Genomic DNA, 19795 nt, shown 5'->3' with positions numbered 1-19795 from the left:
TGATATCCTGTCGGTTACTGAAAAGACCAAATTTAATATATATTTGTTTACCAAATAATCCAACAGGGAATTACTTATCTTAAAAAATTGAGAGGATTTTTCCACTCCCCCCAAATCATATCCTGGTTGTCTTTAATGGTCTATAAATTCATTATGCAAACAAAGAGGACTATACAGACGGTTTAGGGTTTATTCGAGCAGGATACCTGATTTTAGTTATAAAAATTTTTTCGAAAATATATGGTCTCGCAGGAATAAGAGTAGGTTTCGAAGCAGCATCGGATCCATGATACAGAGTATCAAACGTGTGAAGGATCCATTTAATGTAAATAGTCTTCACAGGTAGCAGCATCTGTCCTTCAGGAACGAGAGCATGCGATGCGAGTTAATAATGCGGGAATAGAACAAATCTAAAATGAAACGAATTAGGTATATCCTATACAGAAAGCATGTTTAATTTCATCCTAATGGAATTTGGACAACAGTCAAGGAATTGTTACGATTTTCTAATGTCTCAAATTCAAATTATAGGGCAAAAGCTGATTTTATGTTCATGTTTCTTCGTCTTAGACATGCAAGAGCTAATTCAAATTGAAACTGCTTTTAATAAACGAAATTCGCAGAATATATCATTCCATCAACATCTTACACTTCTATAGTAGAGCTAAGCAATTATCTTCTAAAGGGAGAAAATCCATAAAGCCGGCCAGAGTTAAGGAGCTGGCTGTATCCAAATGTTCCTGTTGATGACTATCTATGTTTTTATCCAATAAATAAACTTCGAGAAGGTGAAGATAACTGGTATATGCTACCGCCTGATGAACGTAATCAAATGATGAAAAGTCATAGTTTGATTGGTCGGAAATACGTCGGTAAAGTTAAACAAGTCATCTTGGGATTGGTTGGGTTTGACGATTTCGAATGGGGCGTAGCACTATTTGCAAACAATCCTGTTCATTTTAAAAAACTTGTTTATGAAATGCGCTTTGATGAAGTGAGTGCCCGATTTGGCGAGTTTGGTTCCTATTTTATAGGCAGGAATCTATCCTAAGGAACTTGTTCAAGGGTCTGAAGAACAGGAGTTAAAATCTATACGTGTTATAAAAGAACATTCTCCTGTCCGTTAAAGATACTTACATTGGAGTTGTATTCTATTTTGCCAATGAAAAAATCGATAGCTTACAAGATGATAAATTCCCACTTTTTTTGAAAAATCCACAGGAATATCTCATTAATATATATAAATTTAAAGGAGAGAAAACAATGGAATTCACTAAAATGATAGATCATACTTTACTTTCGCAAGTTACTAAGGATAAAGAAATTTTAAAATTATGTGATGAGGCAAGGCAGTATGGATTTGCCTCAGTGTGTGTAAATCCTACATGGGTGCGTCTCTCAGCAAAGCAATTACAAAGTTCGGGGGTCAATGTTTGTACTGTCATAGGTTTTCCATTAGGTGCGAATACACCTGAAACAAAAGCATTTGAAACTAAAAATGCGATTGTAAATGGTGCATTAGAGGTGGACACAGTTATTAATATAGGTGCTTTAAGGGATAAAAATGACCTTCTAGTAGAGCAGGACATTCGCAGTGTAGTAGAAGCAGCCAAAGGAAAGGCTTTAGTAAAGGTAATAATTGAGACAAGTCTTTTAACGGAAGATGAAAAGGTTCGAGCATGTGAGTTATCAGTCAAAGCCGGTGCAGATTTTGTCAAGACTTCAACAGGTTTTTCGTTATACGGAGCAACAGTTGAGGATGTAGCCTTGATGAGAAAGACGGTTGGCCAAACTGTTGGAGTTAAAGCATCCGGAGGTGTCCGTAATGTTGCTGATATAAAAGCTATGATAGAAGCAGGGGCATCAAGAATTGGTACTAGTTCTGCAGTTAAAATCTTTAAAAACAACGGCAACGCATCAACTTATTAACACTGACTTATTTTCTAGAAAGTATATTAGGCTTCAACAAAGGAGGCTTTGAAATGGGAAATACGAGTTTTACTGTCAAGGTTGCTGTTATACAAGCTGCATCTGTATTTATGGATAAGGATGCAGCGTTAAAAAAAGCTATAAGCCTCATTAAAAAAGCTGGTAATAGGGGCGCAAAAATAGCCGTTTTTCCAGAGGCATTTATTCCAGCCTATCCAAGAGGCTTTTCATTCGGAACTATAATAGGAAGCAGAACAGAGGAGGGAAGAAGAGATTGGTATCGCTACTGGGATAATTCAATTTCGGTACCGGACAAGAGACAGATGTACTTGGTGAAGCAGCCCGTAAAGCAGGTTTATACCTTGTTATTGGTGTAAGCGAGCAGGATAGCTAATTTAGCGGAGGCACTTTGTATTGCTCTCTTTTATTTTTTGGGCCTGATGGTAAGCCCTAGGAAAACATCGCAAAATAAAACCGACTGCTGCAGAACGGATTATCTGGGTCGGAGGAGATAGGAGTACATTACCTGTGTTTGATACTCCCTATGGAAAAATAGGAGCCCTTATTTGCTGGGAAAACTATATTCCGTTAGCAAGAGTAGCAATGTATGCTCAAGGTGTCCAACTTTATATTGCTCCCACAGCTGATGATAGGGAGTCATGGCAGTCAACCATCCGTCATATAGCCATGGAAGGCAGGTGCTTTGTTTTATCCTCTAATCAATATGTAACAAAGGATATGTATCTTGAGGATTTAGCTTGTTATGATGATCTTTCATCAGCCCCCGAACTGATGACTAGTGGAGGAAGTGCCATTGTTGGGCCTCTTGGTGAGTATGTAGCTGAACCAGTTTGGGGAAAAGAAGAGATAATAATTGCTGACTTAGATATGAAACAAATAGTACGAAGTCAATTTGACTTTGATCCGGTTGGACATTATTCCAGACCTGATGTATTTAAACTGAATGTAAACAGGGAAATGCAGCAAAGCATTGAGTGGAAAACTAACTTATATTTAATACAAAAGCTGGTTTCTTCATCGGGAGGGAATCGACTTTCTAACTATTTTGTAGCAGTTTATATGAGGAAGGAAGAGAGTACTGTGATATGACCTTTTTTAATTGTTTGACTTTCCTTCATTTTGGAGTCCATTTTTTCCACTTTTCTATTTATCACTCTAATAGCATTATCTTCTAGAAAAGAAAGTGGATGCTTGTCATAAATATAGTGTGAACAATAGGATGGTATGGATATGGTATGGATGGAAAGAGAGGTTATGTTTCCAAAAATAAGAGCTGATACAATTGCCACTATATATGCACGAGGTTATTTATTAGGCATATTGGTATTAGCCTTATGGATTCGAATCGTTTTTCGTTCCTTTATTAATACAATAGGATTATCTGTCGCAACGGATGTCAAAATAAATCTACATATTCTGTTATTGGATCATTTGACAACACGCCCTGTCATTTTCAATAAAAAGATACAATATGGTGAAACCGTACATCTGTGATCGTTTTATTGGCTAAAAGCAAATCATTCACATCAATTTTTTCATCCTGTTCAAAGTGGGGGTGCTCCAAATTGACATACCACCCCACAGCTAAATCTACATCCTTGTCCACCGTTACTACATTTCTCTCGTTTACAACTGAATAAGTCCCAAATAAAGATTGACCAAAAAAGTTGGTTAATTCCTCATAAATGATTGTGATGTCGGCAAGTCCCATCATCCATTATCCTTCAAAATAAATCAAAAAACTTCTTACAAACATATGGATGGCCTGACAAGCATTGGTTACACTTCCGGCCCTATTACAACATGTTCTCCTCGCTCTAAAGTCGTTACTCCATCACCAACTTTTCTACAACACTTGAACCCTCATGAACTAAAATAGCAGGAAGGGGAACCAGATATTCTTAATCTTGAGCAACCATATCAGTATGACAAATACCAGAAGCAACAATCTGAATAAGTATTTCATCTGCTTTTGGTTCATCAAGATGAATCTTGGTTTTATTTGAACGGATATTCATTTTGCCTGTGTAAATTCATCGACAATCCATGGATTACCGAAACGGCCGATTCCACTGCCTTTCATACCGCCAAATGGAATATTAGATAAGCAGTTAACCGTTTGGTCATCTACATGTGTCATACCTGCTTCAATTTCTACTGCCACTTCTTCACCAAGTGCTAAATCACTTGTGAAGACAGCAGAACTTAAACCATATTCAGTATCAATGGCAATTTGAATCGCTTCTTCATCAGTAGACGCTTTAATGAGTGACACAACTGGTGAATAGAATTCTCTTCGTGCTAAACTACTTGCATTATCGACATTACGGAAGATGAATGGTGGTAGAATATTGCCTTCACGTTTACCCTCTAATAACACTTCCACACCATCCGCTTTTGCTTCTTCGATAAAGCCTAATACTTTTTCCATTTGTGCATGGTTAATACGAGGGCCAATGACTGTGGATGAATCTTGTGGATTACCATATGTTATTTGTTTTGCACGTTCTACAAACTTACTAGCGAATTCTTCATATAAATCTTCATGAACGATGATACGGTTAATACTAATACAAATTTGACCTTGGTGTAAGTATTTACCCATGATTGCTGCATTCACTGCCTGGTCAACGTCTGCATTCTTTCAAGAATAGGTTATTTCCACCTAATTCTAATGCAGTACGTTTCAACAATTCACCAGCAACTTTCCCAATATGTTTACCAACACCAGTTAAGCATGTGAAGCTAATTAGTTTTGAATGCGGATTAGTAATCATTGTATCTCCGATTTCAGGTATATCAGTAAGAATTTGAATACACCTCCTGGAACGCCAGCTTCTTCAAATGCTTTTGCAATAACAGAGCCGCCAAGATAACAGTTTGAAGATCCGCTTTATGCACAATAGTGTTCCCTAATGCTAATGCTGGCACAATAGTACGCATAGATAAATATAGTGGGAAATTGAAAGGCGAAATAGATGCAATGACACCAAGTGGTATGCGAAATACTTTATTCATTTTATCAGGAATAGCTGACTCAACTGTTTTCACTGTGCCTACTTTGTCAACTGTTTTTAATGATTCTTCTAAATCAGCAATAACAAAGCTAACTTCTACATTACCTTTTAGTACGCTACTACCAGTTTCTCAAACTAATACATCAACAATTTCTTGCTGGTGCTCTTTAAAGTAGCGATTACTTTTTCAATAACAGGTTTACGAAGTTCGGCATTTTTTGCCCATTCTTTTTGTGCTTCACTTGCTGCTTCGAATGCAGAATCTAATTGTGCTTTTGAAGCAATTGAAATATTGGAAACTTTAGTATCATCGAATGAGTTTAAACCGTTATATATACGACCAGTTTCCCCTTCAACCCACTCACCATTAACATAACTTTTATTTAATAAAAAATATTGATTCATAGAATATCCCTTCAGATATTAAAAAAAAGATACTTTCAGTCAGTAAAAGCCAATGTCTTTTCTGTCTGTTACTGTATTTCTGGTGCAAACACCTTTTGTGAATTTCCCAGATATTTCTCGTAATCTATGCCATTTAAAACTTTTATAAATGAGCTATTGAGCTACCTTTATATTAGAAGATATAGTAGTTGAGGGGACCATCTAATTTATTGTATTTTTAACCATCCAATTGTAAAAGCCCAAAAAATATATCAATCTAAATTTATTTGGTGTAGATTTAAGTGCACAGTTATTCTATTAAATGGCCAGTTTAAGGAAAACAAGATTACTAAACGAGGTCGAAAAAAGTAAAGAGCATTATTATTCAGGGCATCTATGATTCTAGTAGCAAAAAATATAGCTCTTAAAGCTCTCCATCATAATACACAACAAGACTTGAAAAACCCGTAAAAAGTTTGTGTTTCAGGAAGAAAAAATTCTCATATACATTCATTTATCAATGAAAAAGTAGCAACTTAAATCTATTAAAACACCTTAACTAAATGGATTTGGACGTTTGTATTGACACAATCAGCAAAGGATTAGCGGCAACGCAACTAACGTAAGGACATAAGATTCATTGAGCAATGACCGACATCCACCTTATGGAAAGGTTGAACGAAGGAATTTTGGAGCGTAGACTCTGAGAGACTTGGGAGGGTAGAACTCCATAAGATATGTGGGCATCATTTGTAAATAAGGTATAATTGGATGGTTAAAAAAATGAGTAATTGGATGGATGATAAAGATCAAAAACTATTACAATAAAATTGTAGCCTCTAATCCAGAGATTACAAAATGGAAATAAAAAATACCTTTATTTATATTTATATAATAATTTTCAGGAGGATGAAAAATGAAAAAGAGAATTGTATTTATAATTGTATTGACTTTTTTGATGATTTCTGTATTTTCAATAAATATATTGAATGATACTAGTTACGATGAAAGTTTAATTGAGTTTGATATAAAACCGGTTCAAGAAGTATTGTTACCAGAGCGAGCTATTCTTATTGATGCAAATATTACAAAGGATAATGAAGAGTTAAAAGATGCAGATGAAGTCTACTTTGAAATTAAGGGAAAAGGAAGTAATAATCATACAGAAGCTAGTGCTATTAACTTGAAGAATGGTACTTATCGAATCCAAACCATGTTTCCAAAAAGTGGTGAATATTATTTGAGGGCTACAGTAAAAGATGGTGATTTAATAAAGACTTCATCTGAAATTAAAATAAATGTTGATAAGGCGTAATTAAACCTCTAACATCACTTGAAATTTAATCATTTTTGTTAAATACACTTTATATAAATTAGTATCTTTTTAATTTATTTAGCAAAAAATACGGTTTTCCTTTATTGAACTATACCCCGGATAACGGACACACATAAAGAAGTGTCCCTTATCCGGGGTTTTTTATGTTTCAATAGATGTAATGAGTATAGACGGAGGGTTTTTATGAGTAAGAATATATATACTGAATTTCAGATTAAAGAACTTGAAAAGAATCCCAATATTATAAATGCTTCAGAGCGTTCTATTTCCTATAATCCTGAATTTACAACTAAAGCTGTTAAGGCATATAAAAAGGGAAAATTCTGCTTACTGACATTACCTATCTTTATTATGGAAAAGGTCAAAAAACGTATTTGTCATGCGTAAAAGATGCGGCTACAAAAGAAATAGTTACGTATCATTTATCAACGTCATTAGAAATGAATATCGTTTATGAAACTTTAAACAAGCTAAGGCAGGCTGTGAATTACGAGTTCCATCCGAGTGCAATTCTGCATTCTGATCAAGGATTCCATTACACCCATCCGCTTTTTCAAAACAAAGTGATGGAACTTGGGCTAACCCAATCCATGTCCAGGAAGGGAAACTGTTGGGATAATGCGCCGATGGAAAGTTTTTTTGGCCACTTTAAGGATTTAGCAGAATATAAAACATGTACTAATTTAACGGATGTGAAGGAAGAAGTTGATCGAGTTACAGAAGAATACAATGTGTGTCGTTACCAATGGGGACTAAAGAAAATGGCCCCGGTTCAATACCGGGACCACCTATTAGCTGTTTAGGCACTTTTTTATACTGTCCGAAGAATGGAGCATAGTTCACATAGCGGTGTCTCTTTTCTCTGGATATATATTGTTTAAGCAGCTGAAGTTTGAACTAGCAAATTTACCTCAAGTTCTCAGGGTTAAGAGGTTCTAGTTCAGGCACAACGAAGCGGCCGTCTTTACGAATGAGCGTATCATCGAAATAAATCTCGCCGCCGCCGTAATCTGGACGCTGAATGTTGACTAAATCCCAGTGAATATTAGATTTATTGCCATTGTAGGCTTCATCGTAGCATTGTCCTGGTGTAAAGTGGAAGCTGCCGTCGATTTTTTCATCGAATAAGATATCTTGCATTGGATGAAGAATGAATGGATTGACACCAATGGCAAATTCGCCAATAAAGCGAGCTCCTTCATCTGTGTCAAAAATCTTATTGATTCTGTCAGTATCATTGGCAGTTGCTTCAACAATTTTACCATCTTTGAACGTAAGCTTAACATTTTCAAATGTGAAGCCATTGTATGGAGATGGCGTGTTATATGAAATAACACCATTAACTGAATCGCGAACTGGAGCTGTATACACTTCTCCATCTGGTATATTCATTTGACCAGAACATTTGATTGACGGAATATCCTTTATAGAGAATGATAAATCAGTGCCTGGTCCAGTCAAACGAACTTTATCTGTTTTATTCATAAGCTCTGCAAGGTTATCCATTGCTTTGTCCATTTTTCCATAATCAAGATTACAAACATTAAAATAGAAATCTTCAAATGCTTCCGTGCTCATTTTTGCAAGCTGTGCCATAGATGAATTTGGATATCTTAAGACTACCCATTTCGTTTTTGGTACGCGAATTTCTCTATGTACTTTTTGTCCGATAGTTGAACCATGGATTCTCATTTTATCATCGGGAACATCCGCATGCTCATTAATATTATCACCTGAACGCAGGCCGATGTAGGCATCCATATGGCTCATCACATTTGCTTCAAATTCCGCTGCCAGGTTGAATTGTTCTTCCTGTGCACCTAGTAGCAATGCGCGATCCACTTGATGATCTTTAAGAAGGACAAACGGCTGGCCGCCAGCTGCATAAGCTTCTTTTACAAGCGCGGTTACAAGCTCTTTTTGCAGGCCAAAGTTTTCAATTAGTACTTTTTCGCCTTTTTGCAGACGAATGGAATAATTAATCAAATTTTTTGCAAGTTGTTCAATACGAGGATCTTTCATCTTTTATCCCTCCGAAAAACAGATTCATATATACTTATATATTGTAACCTAAATATTTCGTTTTGTTTATTCATTTAAAAAGTCTTTTAAATTGTGGTAATATTTACGTAGAAATTAAAGGCTTGGCATCTGGCAGTTTTTTTTTAGAAGGTTTAGAAAAGATGTATATTGGGAAAAGAATAAGTAATCAATTCTTATTCATATCTTCATGTCAGAATTGTATTCAGCCCACATATCGGAAAGCCGTTCTCTTTAATTTTAATCAACTGGAGGTGTACCCAAAGTATGCAGATCATTTTATATTTGAGTGTAGCGGTTATAGCTATTGCATTCCTTATTTTAGTTATTTATTTAGCGAAAACATTAACATCCTTACAAGTCACATTAAACAGTGTTTCTAACACATTAGTGGGTCTTGAGAGACAACTAGATGGCGTGACAAGAGAAACAACCGAGTTATTACATAAGACAAACACACTTGCAGAAGACATTCAGCATAAATCTGAAAGTCTCAACAATGTTGTCTATGCTGTAAAAGAGGTTGGAGACTCTGTTCGTACATTTAACGGGTCCATTCAAAATATTACATCATCTGTTAATACACAGATTGAACTAAATAAAGATAAGGTTGCACAGGTTGTGCAATGGGGCAATGTCCTGTTTGAATTAAGGGACAAGTATAAAAAGCGTAAGGAAGAACCAGTTCAAACGTATTCAGCTGATAAAAGTTTTCCGACAAAGAGAAGAGAAAGATCCAGATCTTAAATAAATGGAGGTAGAGTAAAATGGGAAATCAGGATCGTAATCAAACAGATGCAAAGCAAGTAAATAAGAATGATGACAGCATTAATACAAAGGATTTTTTAATTGGGGCATTAATTGGCGGTATTGTCGGTGCTGGTACAGCGCTATTGCTCGCACCTAAATCTGGTAAAGAACTAATTAGTGATATTAATGATCAAGCTTCAAACTTAAAGGATAAATCAAGTCATCTGCGTGATACTGCGATGGAGAAAGGAAATGAATTTGTTCATGCAGCAAAGGAAAAAACAAATGAAATTTCTCAAACCGTTTCTAAGCAATCTACCGAAATTATTGATAAGATTAAACAGATAACAGCCCAAGAAGACGCAGCAGAAAGTCATGAAAAATCTTCAATGGAAGATGATGAAATGGTCCTAGCAGGCGGTCATACTGTAACCAATGAAAATGATGTCCAAGTGAAGCTAGAGGAAACTAAAAAAGCTTTCGATGAGACTGAGCAAAAAGTAAATCAATAGGTAAAAAGAGCGAACTATTTGTTTTCAAGACGGTGAAGTGATACGATTACTTCACCGTTTTATTTTTTGAATTTTAATTTCAAGGAGGAACTGGACAATGGAAAGACTAACAAGCAATGAAGCATTTGAGAAGGCATTAGAAGACAATAGCAAAATGTTATTATTAAAGCATAGTAATACATGCCCAATCAGTGGAGACGCTCATGAAGAATATGAAAAATATACGAATGAAAACGGGGATGTTAAAGCATTTTATCTAATCGTTCAAGAAGATCGTCCATTATCAAATGAAATTGCAGAGAAGTATGATATTAAGCATGAATCACCACAAGCGTTTTTATTTAATAATAAAGAGGTTGCTTGGCATACATCACACAGAAAAATTACATATGATTCACTTGCTACAGCAGTTGCTGAAAGTAAATAAAAAAACATCCTAACTGGATGTTTTTTTATTTTTAGTAATCACTACTTTTTTTATAGGCCAAACGATCTCCAGGACGTCACCATCTTTAATTTGGTCATGAAAGTTAGATTCTTCTCCATTTTTTAATAATGTAAATCGCCCGCTGGAGCCATGGGGAATATCGACTTTAATATGTTTGAAAATATCTTGAAAGATGAAAGGTGCATTTATTGTTTGCTCATACGTAATATGATCGCCCTCATTAATCGAGTCATACTCTTTTAAAATCTCTCGCTCACGTTTAAATATAGAAATGGTCTTTGTCAGCTGTAGACTTTGTCCATTATAGGTAACAAACATGGTTTTTATATACGGAAGCTGTTTATAGTGTGCTAAAAGTCGTATGGTAAGTGGTTCCTTCTTTTGAATTGAAAATTGGTCAAGATGTTCGAAGGGAAAATGCGTCTTTATCTCATTGCCATTTCGAAATAGTTTGCCTGCTGCTGGCGGAATGACTGTTTCTTTGTTATTTAAAATGATTTTTAACGGTTTTAGGTCATTTAGAAAAGAATCGAGCTTTAAAAAACGAAACAAATCCTCGATAGTCGATGGGATTTTGCATAGTATTTTATCACGATCCTCAATGAGGCTCTCCATAGACGATTGCTGTCCATTCTGAATCACAGAGGCAGTAATTGTATATGATTTCCCGTTAATCTGTACTTGCCTCATAGCTACCTCATCAACTAAATCCTTGATTCGGACTTCAGCTTTTTTGCCATCTTTTCCTTTTATGACAGCCAGATGATCCCCATTCTTCACTTCATCATCAAGCTGGCAGATTTGTTTATCCAGCGTTAGAGTTGGAGAGGTGCCGTGACTTCCAGGGATAGTAATATTGTTCCCGTTTAAGGAGATAATCATAGCAAGGCCTGGTTTACCATAAAGCTTGCTTATTTTAATACCTGCAGCTAATAAACAGTCGCCTACAGTTAATTTATTGATTTCAAAAAGACGAAGGGGCTGCTCATTTACATAAACTGTCCGATATTGAACAGGAGATTTATGTGCAGCAATGGCTATCCCTATCGGTGTAACAAGCTCAGGTCCTGTAGATACGCTCTCGGAAATGGATAAAGATTGAATCGCATCAATCCCACGGATAGCGACTCTATTTTCTGGTAATTGCAGGGTAGCTGCTATCCTTTTCGTCAGTTCAGGTGTTTGGCTTCCTCCACCAACCAGCATAACTGCTTTAGGGGCTCTCTGATTATTTAAGCTTAAGATCTCCTCACAAATAGCTGTTGTTAAGCGGTCTAAGGCTGGTGAAATATCTGAAATGATCTCTTCTTTCGGCAGTTCTGTTTCAAACCCAAGAATATCTGCCACTGTAATATAATCTTTAGTGTTAAGATCTTTTTTTGCTTGCTCTGCTAAAGGGAAATCTAATAATAAACATTGTTGTACAGCTTCAGTAATTTCATCTCCAGCAATGGGTACCATGCCATAGGCAACTACAGTTCCAAGGTCAGTGATGGCTATATCTGACGTTCCTGCCCCAATGTCGACAAGAGCAACATTGAGCTTTCGCATCGACGGAGGAATGAGCACATTGATTGCAGCGATTGGTTCAAGCGTTAAAGCTTCCATTTCCAGTCCTGAACGATGAAGGGCAGCAATGAGTGACTCGATGACAATCTTGGGTAAAAACGTTGTAATAATGTCAACAGAAGCCTCTTTTCCTTTCTGGTCAATTAAATTACCTATTTCTTGACCATCCAGATGAAAAAAAAGGATAGAGTACCCGACACAATAATAATGGTTACTTTTTTCGATTGCATTTTTCTCTGCTACGCTAGCTTGAGCTTGTTGAACAGCACTTAATTCTAAATGAAGGATATCCTGCTTACTCATAAGCGGCTTTCCACTAATGTCAATGGACGCAGATGCTCTTTCTGTCTTTAATGCTCTTCCTGCTGCAGCAACACTGACCTTTTTTAGTGGACCATGCTTCTCTTCAAGCTTTTCTTTTATGTTTGAAATCACACGTGAAACTGCAACAATGTCGTGGATTTGACCATCAAGCATGGCCCGCTCAGAATGCTCTTGTGCAAGGATATCAATCACATTAAATTGCTCATGGTTTTTCTCAAGAATAATGCCAACGACCGATCGTGTACCAATATCTAATGCAAAGATTTTTTTTGGTTGATTCAAGGGCTACACCTTCTCCTAATAGGTACTTAAATGCTTTATCGCTTAAAAGCGTTTAATTAATAAAGAAAAATATAGTGACATGAGAGCTTATTTCATATATAATAACTCTAATTATAGAAAATGTATCATAAATTTTGAGGCCGATAAAGATGAATGTGTCTGAATAGAGGTAGAATATAAAGTTTTCAATCACCTTTGGGCAAGTCATGCATCATATTATTCTAACGGCTAGTTTATATTCGAGAGGATGGGACTGTTATGGGTAAAGAACTAGAGCAATTGCGTAACCGTGTGGATAAAATTAACCTTCAATTATTAGCTTTGATTAATGAAAGAGCTGAGCTTGTTCAGGAAATTGGAAGGGTTAAGGAAACACAAGGTGTTTATCGTTATGATCCTGTCCGTGAACGAAATATGCTTGATTTAATCAAGGAGCATAATAATGGTCCTTTCGAAAACTCTACAATTGAGCACATGTTCAAGGAGATCTTCAAAGCGGGCTTAGAGCTCCAAAAAGATGATCATCGCAAAGCATTGCTTGTTTCACGCAAGAAAAAATCAGAGAATACAATCGTAGATGTGAAGGGTGAAAAAATAGGTGACGGCAAATCTCATTTAGTATTTGGCCCTTGTGCAGTTGAGTCCTACGAGCAAGTAGCTACAGTAGCAGAAGCAGTTAAAGGGAAAGGGCTTAAGCTCCTTCGCGGAGGAGCATTTAAGCCAAGAACCTCTCCATATGATTTCCAAGGCTTGGGTCTTGAAGGGTTAAAGATCCTTAAAAGAGTCGCCGATGAATACGACTTGGCAGTTATCTCAGAAATTGTCAGCCCGAATGATATTGAAATGGCTGTAGACTACCTCGATGTTATTCAAATTGGTGCAAGAAACATGCAAAACTTTGAACTATTAAAGGCAGCGGGTTCAGTTAATAAACCAATCCTGCTAAAACGAGGTATGGCAGCAACAATTGAAGAGTTCATTAACGCGGCAGAATATATCATGGCACAAGGTAATGGGCAGATTATATTATGTGAGCGCGGAATTAGAACATATGAAAGAGCAACAAGAAATACTCTAGATATTTCAGCTGTTCCTATTCTTAAACAAGAAACGCACTTACCAGTATTTGTTGATGTAACTCACTCAACAGGCAGAAGAGATCTATTGCTTCCAGCAGCGAAAGCAGCATTAGCCATCGGAGCAGATGGTGTAATGGCAGAAGTACATCCAGACCCTGCAGTGGCATTATCAGACTCTGCACAACAAATGGACTTGAATCAATTTGATCACTTTATGAAAGAGCTAAGTACATCAGCATTTGCAAGAGTATAATATTGCCATTAGAAGCCTTCTGCATTTGTCAGAAGGCTTCTTTGTGCTTATATCGATTGGTGTTTACTTAAGAAGGTTCTAGGCTCTAGCAAGCCTCCTCCGCATTTCGTTTAGTCTAGCTGCGGCTCCTAGTCCCTCGAGGTCTTAAGCCAAAATGGCTCGGAGGTTAAAAGGCAAACCTCCAATCCATTTTGGCTTAAGCTTGTCGGGGCTGAACAGTCGCCTCCGCTTTTCTTTATTAATATTGACTTTTTTGCGAAAATTTATGGCTTGACATTGCGGCAATCCTCGCTCTGTCGTATGATAATACATAATTAGAAATGTGTTCTTAGCATCGCAATGATGTTACATAAGAGTTAGCTTTGGAAGCATGTTATTAAATAAGGTACTGGAACTTTATAAGGGAGTGTTATAAATGAATATAACGATATATGATGTTGCAAGAGAAGCAAATGTTTCAATGGCTACTGTTTCACGGGTGGTTAACGGGAATCCTAATGTAAAGCCGACTACCAGAAAAAAGGTTTTAGAAGTGATCGACAAACTAGGCTATCGTCCCAATGCTGTAGCAAGAGGACTTGCTAGTAAGAAGACTACAACAGTTGGTGTCATTATTCCTGATATTTCTAATACTCTTTTTGCAGAGCTGGCTAGAGGAATAGAAGACATTGCAACGATGTATAAATATAATATTATCTTGAGCAACTCTGATCAGAATATGGATAAGGAGCTGCACCTGTTGAACACGATGCTTGGGAAGCAAGTGGACGGTATCGTATTTATGGGCGGAAATATTGTAGAAGAGCATGTGGCTGAATTTGAAAAGTCACCTGTGCCTATTGTCCTGGCTGGTTCGATCGAAAAGTCAGAAACGATACCATCGGTCAACATTAATTATGAACAAGCGGCTTTTGATGCAACCACGGCATTTATAGAGAAGGGCCATAAGGATATTGCAATTGTAATTGGACCATTGTTAGAGCCGATCAATCAAGAGAAAAAGTTAGTGGGCTATAAGAGAGCGCTTGAGGCTGCAGAGATTCCTTTTAAAGAAGAATTAGTGATTGAAGGCGATTATACATATGATTCCGGCATAGAGTCATTTGAAAGATTGTTGGAGGCAGATCCACAGCCAACAGCAATCTATGCAGGGTCAGATGAAATGGCGCTTGGTATTATTCATGGTGCAGTGGATAAAGGTTACTCTGTTCCAGGTGATTTTCAAGTTATAAGCTCAGATAGTACAAGGTTAGCGTTAATGGTTCGACCGCAGCTTACTTCAGTTATACAGCCGCTGTATGATATTGGAGCGGTTGCGATGAGGCTTTTAACAAAGTATATGAATAAAGAAGAGGTAACAGACCATATTGTAGTACTTCCGCACCGTATTGAAGAACGAGACTCAACAAAGTAAAATATTGACCGATAGAAATGATAAGAGAAAACGGTTGTAATCCATAGAGAGAGAATAGGAGTCACTATGACTGTAAACAGGAAAAAGTGGATTTGTCTTCAATTATATGAAGGCGGATTTCACTTTTTCTTAATGAGCAGGGAGCGGGAGAGAGGAAATGAGAAAGCTAGATAGTTTAACACCCATTGGATTGGTCATTGGTGTATGTATGATTATTTTTGGTGTGGTATCAACGGGAGGATGGTCGGGTATCTCCTCATTTTTTGACCCAGCCTCTGTCTTCATCGTAATCGGCGGAGTCATTGCGGGCTTGCTTGTAAGTTTTCCATTCAAGGGTATTGCACATGTATTCACTGTTATTAAGCAGGGCTTTACTCATCAGGAGAGGTCAATCCATCATCTTATTCAAACATTCGTCAAGCTGTCTGAGCGCGCAAGGAGAGAAGGCTTGTTGTCATTGGAGATGGAAATAGGAAATGAATCTGATCCTTTTATTCGCAAAGGCATCTTGCTTGCTGTTGACGGTATGGAGCCACAAATGATCAATGATATTATGGATGCGGATATTATTGCAATGGAGGAGCGTCATAGAAAAGGGCGTGTCATCTTGGAGAAAGCCGGAGAATACGCACCTTCCTGGGGGATGATAGGAACGTTAATTGGTCTGGTATTGATGTTGAAAAATCTAGAGGATCCATCTAGCCTAGGACCTAGTATGGCCATTGCATTATTAACAACTCTATATGGTTCACTATTAGCGAACTTATTTTTTATTCCCTTGGCTGCAAAGCTTGAGACTCAGACGGAAGAGGAAGTCTTTTATAAACAAGTAATCATAGAAGGGGTAATTGGCGTCCAATCAGGTCAAAATCCTTCAATATTAAGACAAAAATTAAGTGCATTCATTTCAGATAAAGAGCGTAAGGAAGCAGAAGAGATGGAAGATGAGGCCTTGAATAATGAGGCGTAGGAAAAGACCTTCAAATGATAAAAAGGGTGCACCCATTTGGATGGTTACATACTCTGATTTAGTAACTTTAATACTTGTGTTCTTTATTTTGCTATTTTCGATGTCGCAAATAGATATGATTAAATTTAAAGCACTTTCAGAATCTTTTAGTGATAATCCGATTTTTGACTCCAACCCATCCATTATTCCGCTTGATGAACCAACAGATGCAGAGAAGAAAAACGAAAATGAATCGAATGATAATCAGAAGCATTCACTTGAATCATTGTTGTCAGAGGTACAAGGATTTTTAGAGGCGAATGGTATGGAGGATGTCATTGTTGCAAATAAGACAGAACGGGGAGTGGTACTCGTTTTGCAAGAGCAAGTTCTGTTTGATACGGGAGAAGCGAATTTAATCGAAGGCTCATTTTCTTTTCTAGATAAGCTAGGGGAAATGCTTGCGGGAATGGCGAATCTGATTAAAGTCGAAGGCCATACCGATAATCGCCCGATATCGACAGTTCGTTATCCCTCTAATTGGGAATTATCTGCTGCACGATCAAGCAGCGTGATAAGATATCTGATTGAAAACCATGAAATAGACAGCATACGCTTCACGGCAATTGGCTTTGGAGATACCCGACCGATTGTGCCGAATGATCATCCCTCTAATTGGGAAAAGAATCGCAGAGTGGAAATCATTATATCTGATCCTGAATATATTGAAGAAACGAATGAAGCCAAAGAAAGTGACTAATGGGTTATGCCATTAGTCACTTTCTTTGTTATTTGGATTCTGATTTATTTCGAAGCGGATATAGCGCTTTTTCTAGCGTTTTAAGATTTTTCTCTGAAATTTCACCTTTTCTTGGAATAGGTGCGTAGAGACCATCTAGATCCTCCCAATTCGTTGGTAAGGCTACAGGGGCTTTTTCCTTCCAAGCTCCGATCCACTCCTGTGGTAAAGCGCCATAACAATTTGAGTTTTCAGTCATCTCCAGCCATATATGGGCCCAGGCTCTGGGGACGACTCTCCATAGGTCGTAACCACCGCCGCCAACTGCAATCCACTTGCCGTCGCAATATTGATGTGCCAGTTCATGAGCGAGCCTTGGGATCTCCTTGTATATTTTCATTGTTGCAGATAAATGAGTAAGCGGATCAAGAAAATGTGCGTCAGCTCCATTTTGTGTGAAGATGACATCCGGCTTGAAAAATTCAGCTACCTCTCTGAAAGAAGCATCATATGCTTCAAGCCAAGATTCGTCCTCAGTAAAGGCATCGACAGGGATATTAAAGGTATACCCATATCCTTGCCCATGACCTCTCTCATTTACATTTCCTGTCCCGGGGAAAAGGTATCTTCCTGTCTCATGGATGGAAAGTGTACACACATTAGGATCATCATAGAAAGCCCACTGGACACCGTCTCCGTGATGGGCATCGGTGTCCACATATAGCACTCTTGCATTATATTTTTCTCGTAAATGCTTGATCGCGACCGAGCTGTCATTATAAATGCAAAAGCCGGATGCCTTCCCTCTAAACCCGTGATGGAGCCCTCCGCCAAGATGAAGGGCATGTGATGCTTTCCCCTCCATCACTTGATCGACGGCAGTGAGTGCACCGCCAACAAGGAGGGCACTTGCTTCATGCATATGAGGAAAGATAGGAGTATCTTCTGTGCCCAGTCCATAGTTTTCCGCCGTCTCCTCAGGTAATTCTCCTCTTCCAGCAAGCTTTACCGCTTGTATATAGCTGGGATCATGGACAAGCTGTAATTCTTCATCAGTAGCTGCCCTTGGAGGAATGATTTGTTCATCATTTATTGCACTGAACGACTTTAGTAAATCCAGCGTTAATTTAAGCCTGATTTGGTTAAAGGGATGATCTGCATTAAATCGATAATTTAACAATTCATTTGAATATAGAAATACTGCATTCTTCATGGTGATCACTTCCTCGGATCAATGGGCCAGAGAACATGATGTCCTGCCTCCCGAAGGTCATCGATAAGGCCAAGGGGATTCATCGTTTGAACTCTAAGCACAATAATTTTATAATTGATATCCTCTTTATCAGGGTAGACAAGGACGCTTTGAATGTTTGCTTTTCGATTGCGGATCACAGAGCTGACATCGAAGAGCTTTCCCGACTTATTTGGTACTTTTACTTCAATTTGTGACCCTGGCTGATGTGCACCAGTAAGTTCAACAAGTGTATGAAGAAGGTCGGTTTGTGTGACGATACCGACAAGCTTTTGGTTATTTAAAATAGGGAGGCAACCAATGCGATGTTCATATAATGTTGCAGCAATTTCTTCGACGAAATCAAGTGGGTGCCCCGTAATAATATCTGTTTTCATCACCAATTTTAAAGGATTGGTTACTCCTTCTTTGAATTTATCTGTTTCAAATATCGATGGTGTGGCATCTCTTAGATCACGATCGGTTACTAATCCAATTAAACTTTCGTTACTATCTACGATAGGTAAATGTCTTATTCTTTTTTCTCGCATAAGTTTTAATGCATCTGCAATGGTATTATTTTCAGATAAGACGGCTACTTCCTTTTTCATGATTTCTTCAACGATCATAAAAAGTCCCCCTTTTGTCTAAAAAACTAGTACATGAATCGATTCATAAATCTTAATTGATCGAAACGCTGTATGGAGTCCTGGTCGATTCGAGTGCCGATTCGAGCCATTAAACAGTTTGCTGGATGTGAACTGATTTCAGGGTCATCTGTAGCGTACCAAACGAGTCCGCCTGCGTTCATCATTTTTTCCATTATTTTCCTGTATTCCCACACATTAAGACCTGTTCCTTTTAAATCCCAATGCCAATAGTACTCTGTAGTGATAATAATATAATCGTCCATCGCATCGTCCATCATCGAGACTCTTAATAGATTTTTTCCTGTGCCGGAACCGCGGAAGTCCGGAATGACTTCAATCGCACCAAGCTCGATTAAATTTTCCATTTTGCCTTCCGACCATCTTTCTAATGGATCGGGATACAGATAGGTTACATAGCCTACGATTGTGTCTCTCTCCCTAGCAATGATGATGCGTCCATCAGGTAAATCAGCAATCTCAACTAAGGCCTTCTTCTGCTGCTCCGGCGGCCTGAAGGCTACTAAGTCTTTATGAAATTCATAGTCTTTTAAAAGATTCCCGCTGATCGGTCCTTCAATAATTAAATTTCCGTTCGGTGTCTTTAATTCTTTTGCATTATAAGTTTTATGATGATTCAATTCACTCCACCGCCTAAAAACATTTTCAATGTAACTCTATTATACATAATATCTTAAAGCGCTTTCATATCAATTCCTATTAATTTATCATATATTTTATGACAATTTGAAATTATTTGGTTATTGATATAAAATGATGAATTAAATAGAGAGTCTTTTATTAAGAGGAAATATTTTAAAAATTGTGAAAAAAATATATTTATACTATAATAATAGTAAACATGTAAAAA

At 37.5% G+C, this 19795-nt stretch carries 17 protein-coding genes and 4 pseudogenes; 14 read left to right on the top strand and 7 right to left on the bottom strand.

Features of this window, described 5'->3' with window-relative positions; all coding sequences use genetic code 11:
• Positions 1–535: 535 nt before the first annotated feature.
• The 4 genes and pseudogenes from hemQ to J2S17_RS19595 form a co-directional block, all read left to right on the top strand.
• Positions 536–1051: pseudogene (hemQ, locus tag J2S17_RS19610) on the top strand (hydrogen peroxide-dependent heme synthase); the annotation flags it as partial.
• Between the two features lie 212 nt (positions 1052–1263).
• Positions 1264–1929, top strand: a complete 666-nt coding sequence (gene deoC / locus J2S17_RS19605) for a deoxyribose-phosphate aldolase (RefSeq protein WP_307477464.1) — start codon at positions 1264–1266, stop codon at positions 1927–1929.
• Positions 1930–1982: 53 nt separating this feature from the next.
• A pseudogene (locus tag J2S17_RS19600) lies at positions 1983–2928 on the top strand (carbon-nitrogen hydrolase family protein); the annotation flags it as partial.
• A gap of 252 nt (positions 2929–3180) precedes the next feature.
• Positions 3181–3444 carry a hypothetical protein gene (locus J2S17_RS19595; RefSeq protein WP_307477463.1) on the top strand — a complete coding sequence of 88 codons (264 nt, stop codon included), beginning with the start codon at positions 3181–3183 and terminating at the stop codon, positions 3442–3444.
• On the opposite strand, the gene J2S17_RS19590 is transcribed toward J2S17_RS19595, so the two are convergent.
• Both J2S17_RS19590 and J2S17_RS19585 read right to left on the bottom strand, forming a co-directional pair.
• Positions 3404–3661 carry a hypothetical protein gene (locus tag J2S17_RS19590; RefSeq protein WP_307477462.1) on the bottom strand — a complete coding sequence of 86 codons (258 nt, stop codon included), beginning with the start codon at positions 3659–3661 and terminating at the stop codon, positions 3404–3406. The two genes, J2S17_RS19595 and J2S17_RS19590, sit on opposite strands and share 41 nt — an antisense overlap.
• 303 nt (positions 3662–3964) lie before the next feature.
• Positions 3965–5372: pseudogene (locus tag J2S17_RS19585) on the bottom strand (aldehyde dehydrogenase family protein).
• An 895-nt stretch (positions 5373–6267) separates the two neighbouring features.
• On the opposite strand from J2S17_RS19585, the gene J2S17_RS19580 reads away from it, so the two are divergent.
• From J2S17_RS19580 to J2S17_RS19575, 3 genes and pseudogenes are all read left to right on the top strand, one after another.
• Positions 6268–6666 (top strand): FixH family protein, encoded by a 399-nt coding sequence (locus J2S17_RS19580; RefSeq protein ID WP_307477461.1) that lies wholly within the window; start codon positions 6268–6270, stop codon positions 6664–6666.
• A gap of 204 nt (positions 6667–6870) precedes the next feature.
• Positions 6871–7074 (top strand): hypothetical protein, encoded by a 204-nt coding sequence (locus tag J2S17_RS28945; RefSeq protein ID WP_370875077.1) that lies wholly within the window; start codon positions 6871–6873, stop codon positions 7072–7074.
• Positions 7002–7490: pseudogene (locus tag J2S17_RS19575) on the top strand (IS3 family transposase); the annotation flags it as partial. The gene J2S17_RS28945 and the pseudogene J2S17_RS19575, both read left to right, overlap by 73 nt.
• 103 nt (positions 7491–7593) lie before the next feature.
• Here J2S17_RS19575 and J2S17_RS19570 read toward each other — a convergent pair.
• Entirely contained in the window at positions 7594–8709 is a 1116-nt protein-coding gene (locus tag J2S17_RS19570) for an aminopeptidase (RefSeq protein ID WP_307477460.1), read from the bottom strand.
• 285 nt (positions 8710–8994) lie between these two features.
• Here J2S17_RS19570 and J2S17_RS19565 point away from each other — a divergent pair, with 285 nt between their 5' ends.
• The 3 genes from J2S17_RS19565 to ytxJ all read left to right on the top strand — a co-directional run bounded on the left by J2S17_RS19565 (position 8995) and on the right by ytxJ (position 10416).
• Positions 8995–9474, top strand: coding sequence for a DUF948 domain-containing protein (locus J2S17_RS19565; protein WP_307477459.1), 480 nt, complete (start codon positions 8995–8997; stop codon positions 9472–9474).
• A 20-nt stretch (positions 9475–9494) separates the two neighbouring features.
• Complete coding sequence (locus tag J2S17_RS19560) at positions 9495–9989, top strand: YtxH domain-containing protein (RefSeq protein WP_307477458.1); 495 nt, start codon at positions 9495–9497, stop codon at positions 9987–9989.
• Positions 9990–10086: 97 nt separating this feature from the next.
• Positions 10087–10416, top strand: a complete 330-nt coding sequence (ytxJ, locus tag J2S17_RS19555; protein WP_307477457.1) for a bacillithiol system redox-active protein YtxJ — start codon at positions 10087–10089, stop codon at positions 10414–10416.
• Positions 10417–10425: 9 nt separating this feature from the next.
• On the opposite strand, the gene J2S17_RS19550 is transcribed toward ytxJ, so the two are convergent.
• Positions 10426–12612 (bottom strand): cell division protein FtsA, encoded by a 2187-nt coding sequence (locus J2S17_RS19550; protein ID WP_307477456.1) that lies wholly within the window; start codon positions 12610–12612, stop codon positions 10426–10428.
• A 258-nt stretch (positions 12613–12870) separates the two neighbouring features.
• On the opposite strand from J2S17_RS19550, the gene J2S17_RS19545 reads away from it, so the two are divergent.
• From J2S17_RS19545 to motS, 4 genes are all read left to right on the top strand, one after another.
• On the top strand, positions 12871–13944 hold the full coding sequence (locus J2S17_RS19545) for a bifunctional 3-deoxy-7-phosphoheptulonate synthase/chorismate mutase (RefSeq protein ID WP_307477455.1): 1074 nt from the start codon (positions 12871–12873) through the stop codon (positions 13942–13944).
• 415 nt (positions 13945–14359) lie between these two features.
• Positions 14360–15358 carry a catabolite control protein A gene (gene ccpA, locus J2S17_RS19540; RefSeq protein ID WP_307477454.1) on the top strand — a complete coding sequence of 333 codons (999 nt, stop codon included), beginning with the start codon at positions 14360–14362 and terminating at the stop codon, positions 15356–15358.
• A gap of 157 nt (positions 15359–15515) precedes the next feature.
• Positions 15516–16328 (top strand): flagellar motor protein MotP, encoded by an 813-nt coding sequence (gene motP / locus J2S17_RS19535; protein ID WP_307477453.1) that lies wholly within the window; start codon positions 15516–15518, stop codon positions 16326–16328.
• A complete protein-coding gene (motS, locus tag J2S17_RS19530) occupies positions 16318–17067 on the top strand; it encodes a flagellar motor protein MotS (protein ID WP_307477452.1) in 750 nt (249 codons plus the stop codon). The genes motP and motS overlap by 11 nt, the downstream gene beginning before the upstream one ends.
• A 28-nt stretch (positions 17068–17095) precedes the next feature.
• Here the strand turns inward: motS and J2S17_RS19525 are convergent, their stop codons facing one another.
• From J2S17_RS19525 to J2S17_RS19515, 3 genes are read right to left on the bottom strand one after another with little or no spacing between them, the layout of a single operon-like run.
• Positions 17096–18259 carry an acetoin utilization protein AcuC gene (locus J2S17_RS19525; RefSeq protein ID WP_307477451.1) on the bottom strand — a complete coding sequence of 388 codons (1164 nt, stop codon included), beginning with the start codon at positions 18257–18259 and terminating at the stop codon, positions 17096–17098.
• A gap of 5 nt (positions 18260–18264) precedes the next feature.
• Positions 18265–18906 carry an acetoin utilization AcuB family protein gene (locus J2S17_RS19520; protein ID WP_307477450.1) on the bottom strand — a complete coding sequence of 214 codons (642 nt, stop codon included), beginning with the start codon at positions 18904–18906 and terminating at the stop codon, positions 18265–18267.
• A 26-nt stretch (positions 18907–18932) separates the two neighbouring features.
• Positions 18933–19565 carry a GNAT family N-acetyltransferase gene (locus tag J2S17_RS19515; RefSeq protein WP_307477449.1) on the bottom strand — a complete coding sequence of 211 codons (633 nt, stop codon included), beginning with the start codon at positions 19563–19565 and terminating at the stop codon, positions 18933–18935.
• Between the last annotated feature and the right edge of the window lie 230 nt (positions 19566–19795).

The organism is Cytobacillus purgationiresistens (genome assembly GCF_030813235.1).
GTDB classification, from domain to species: Bacteria; Bacillota; Bacilli; order Bacillales; family Cytobacillaceae; genus Cytobacillus; species Cytobacillus purgationiresistens.
The sequence above is the reverse complement of the archived record's forward strand: the minus strand, read 5'-3'. Positions and strand labels throughout refer to the sequence as shown.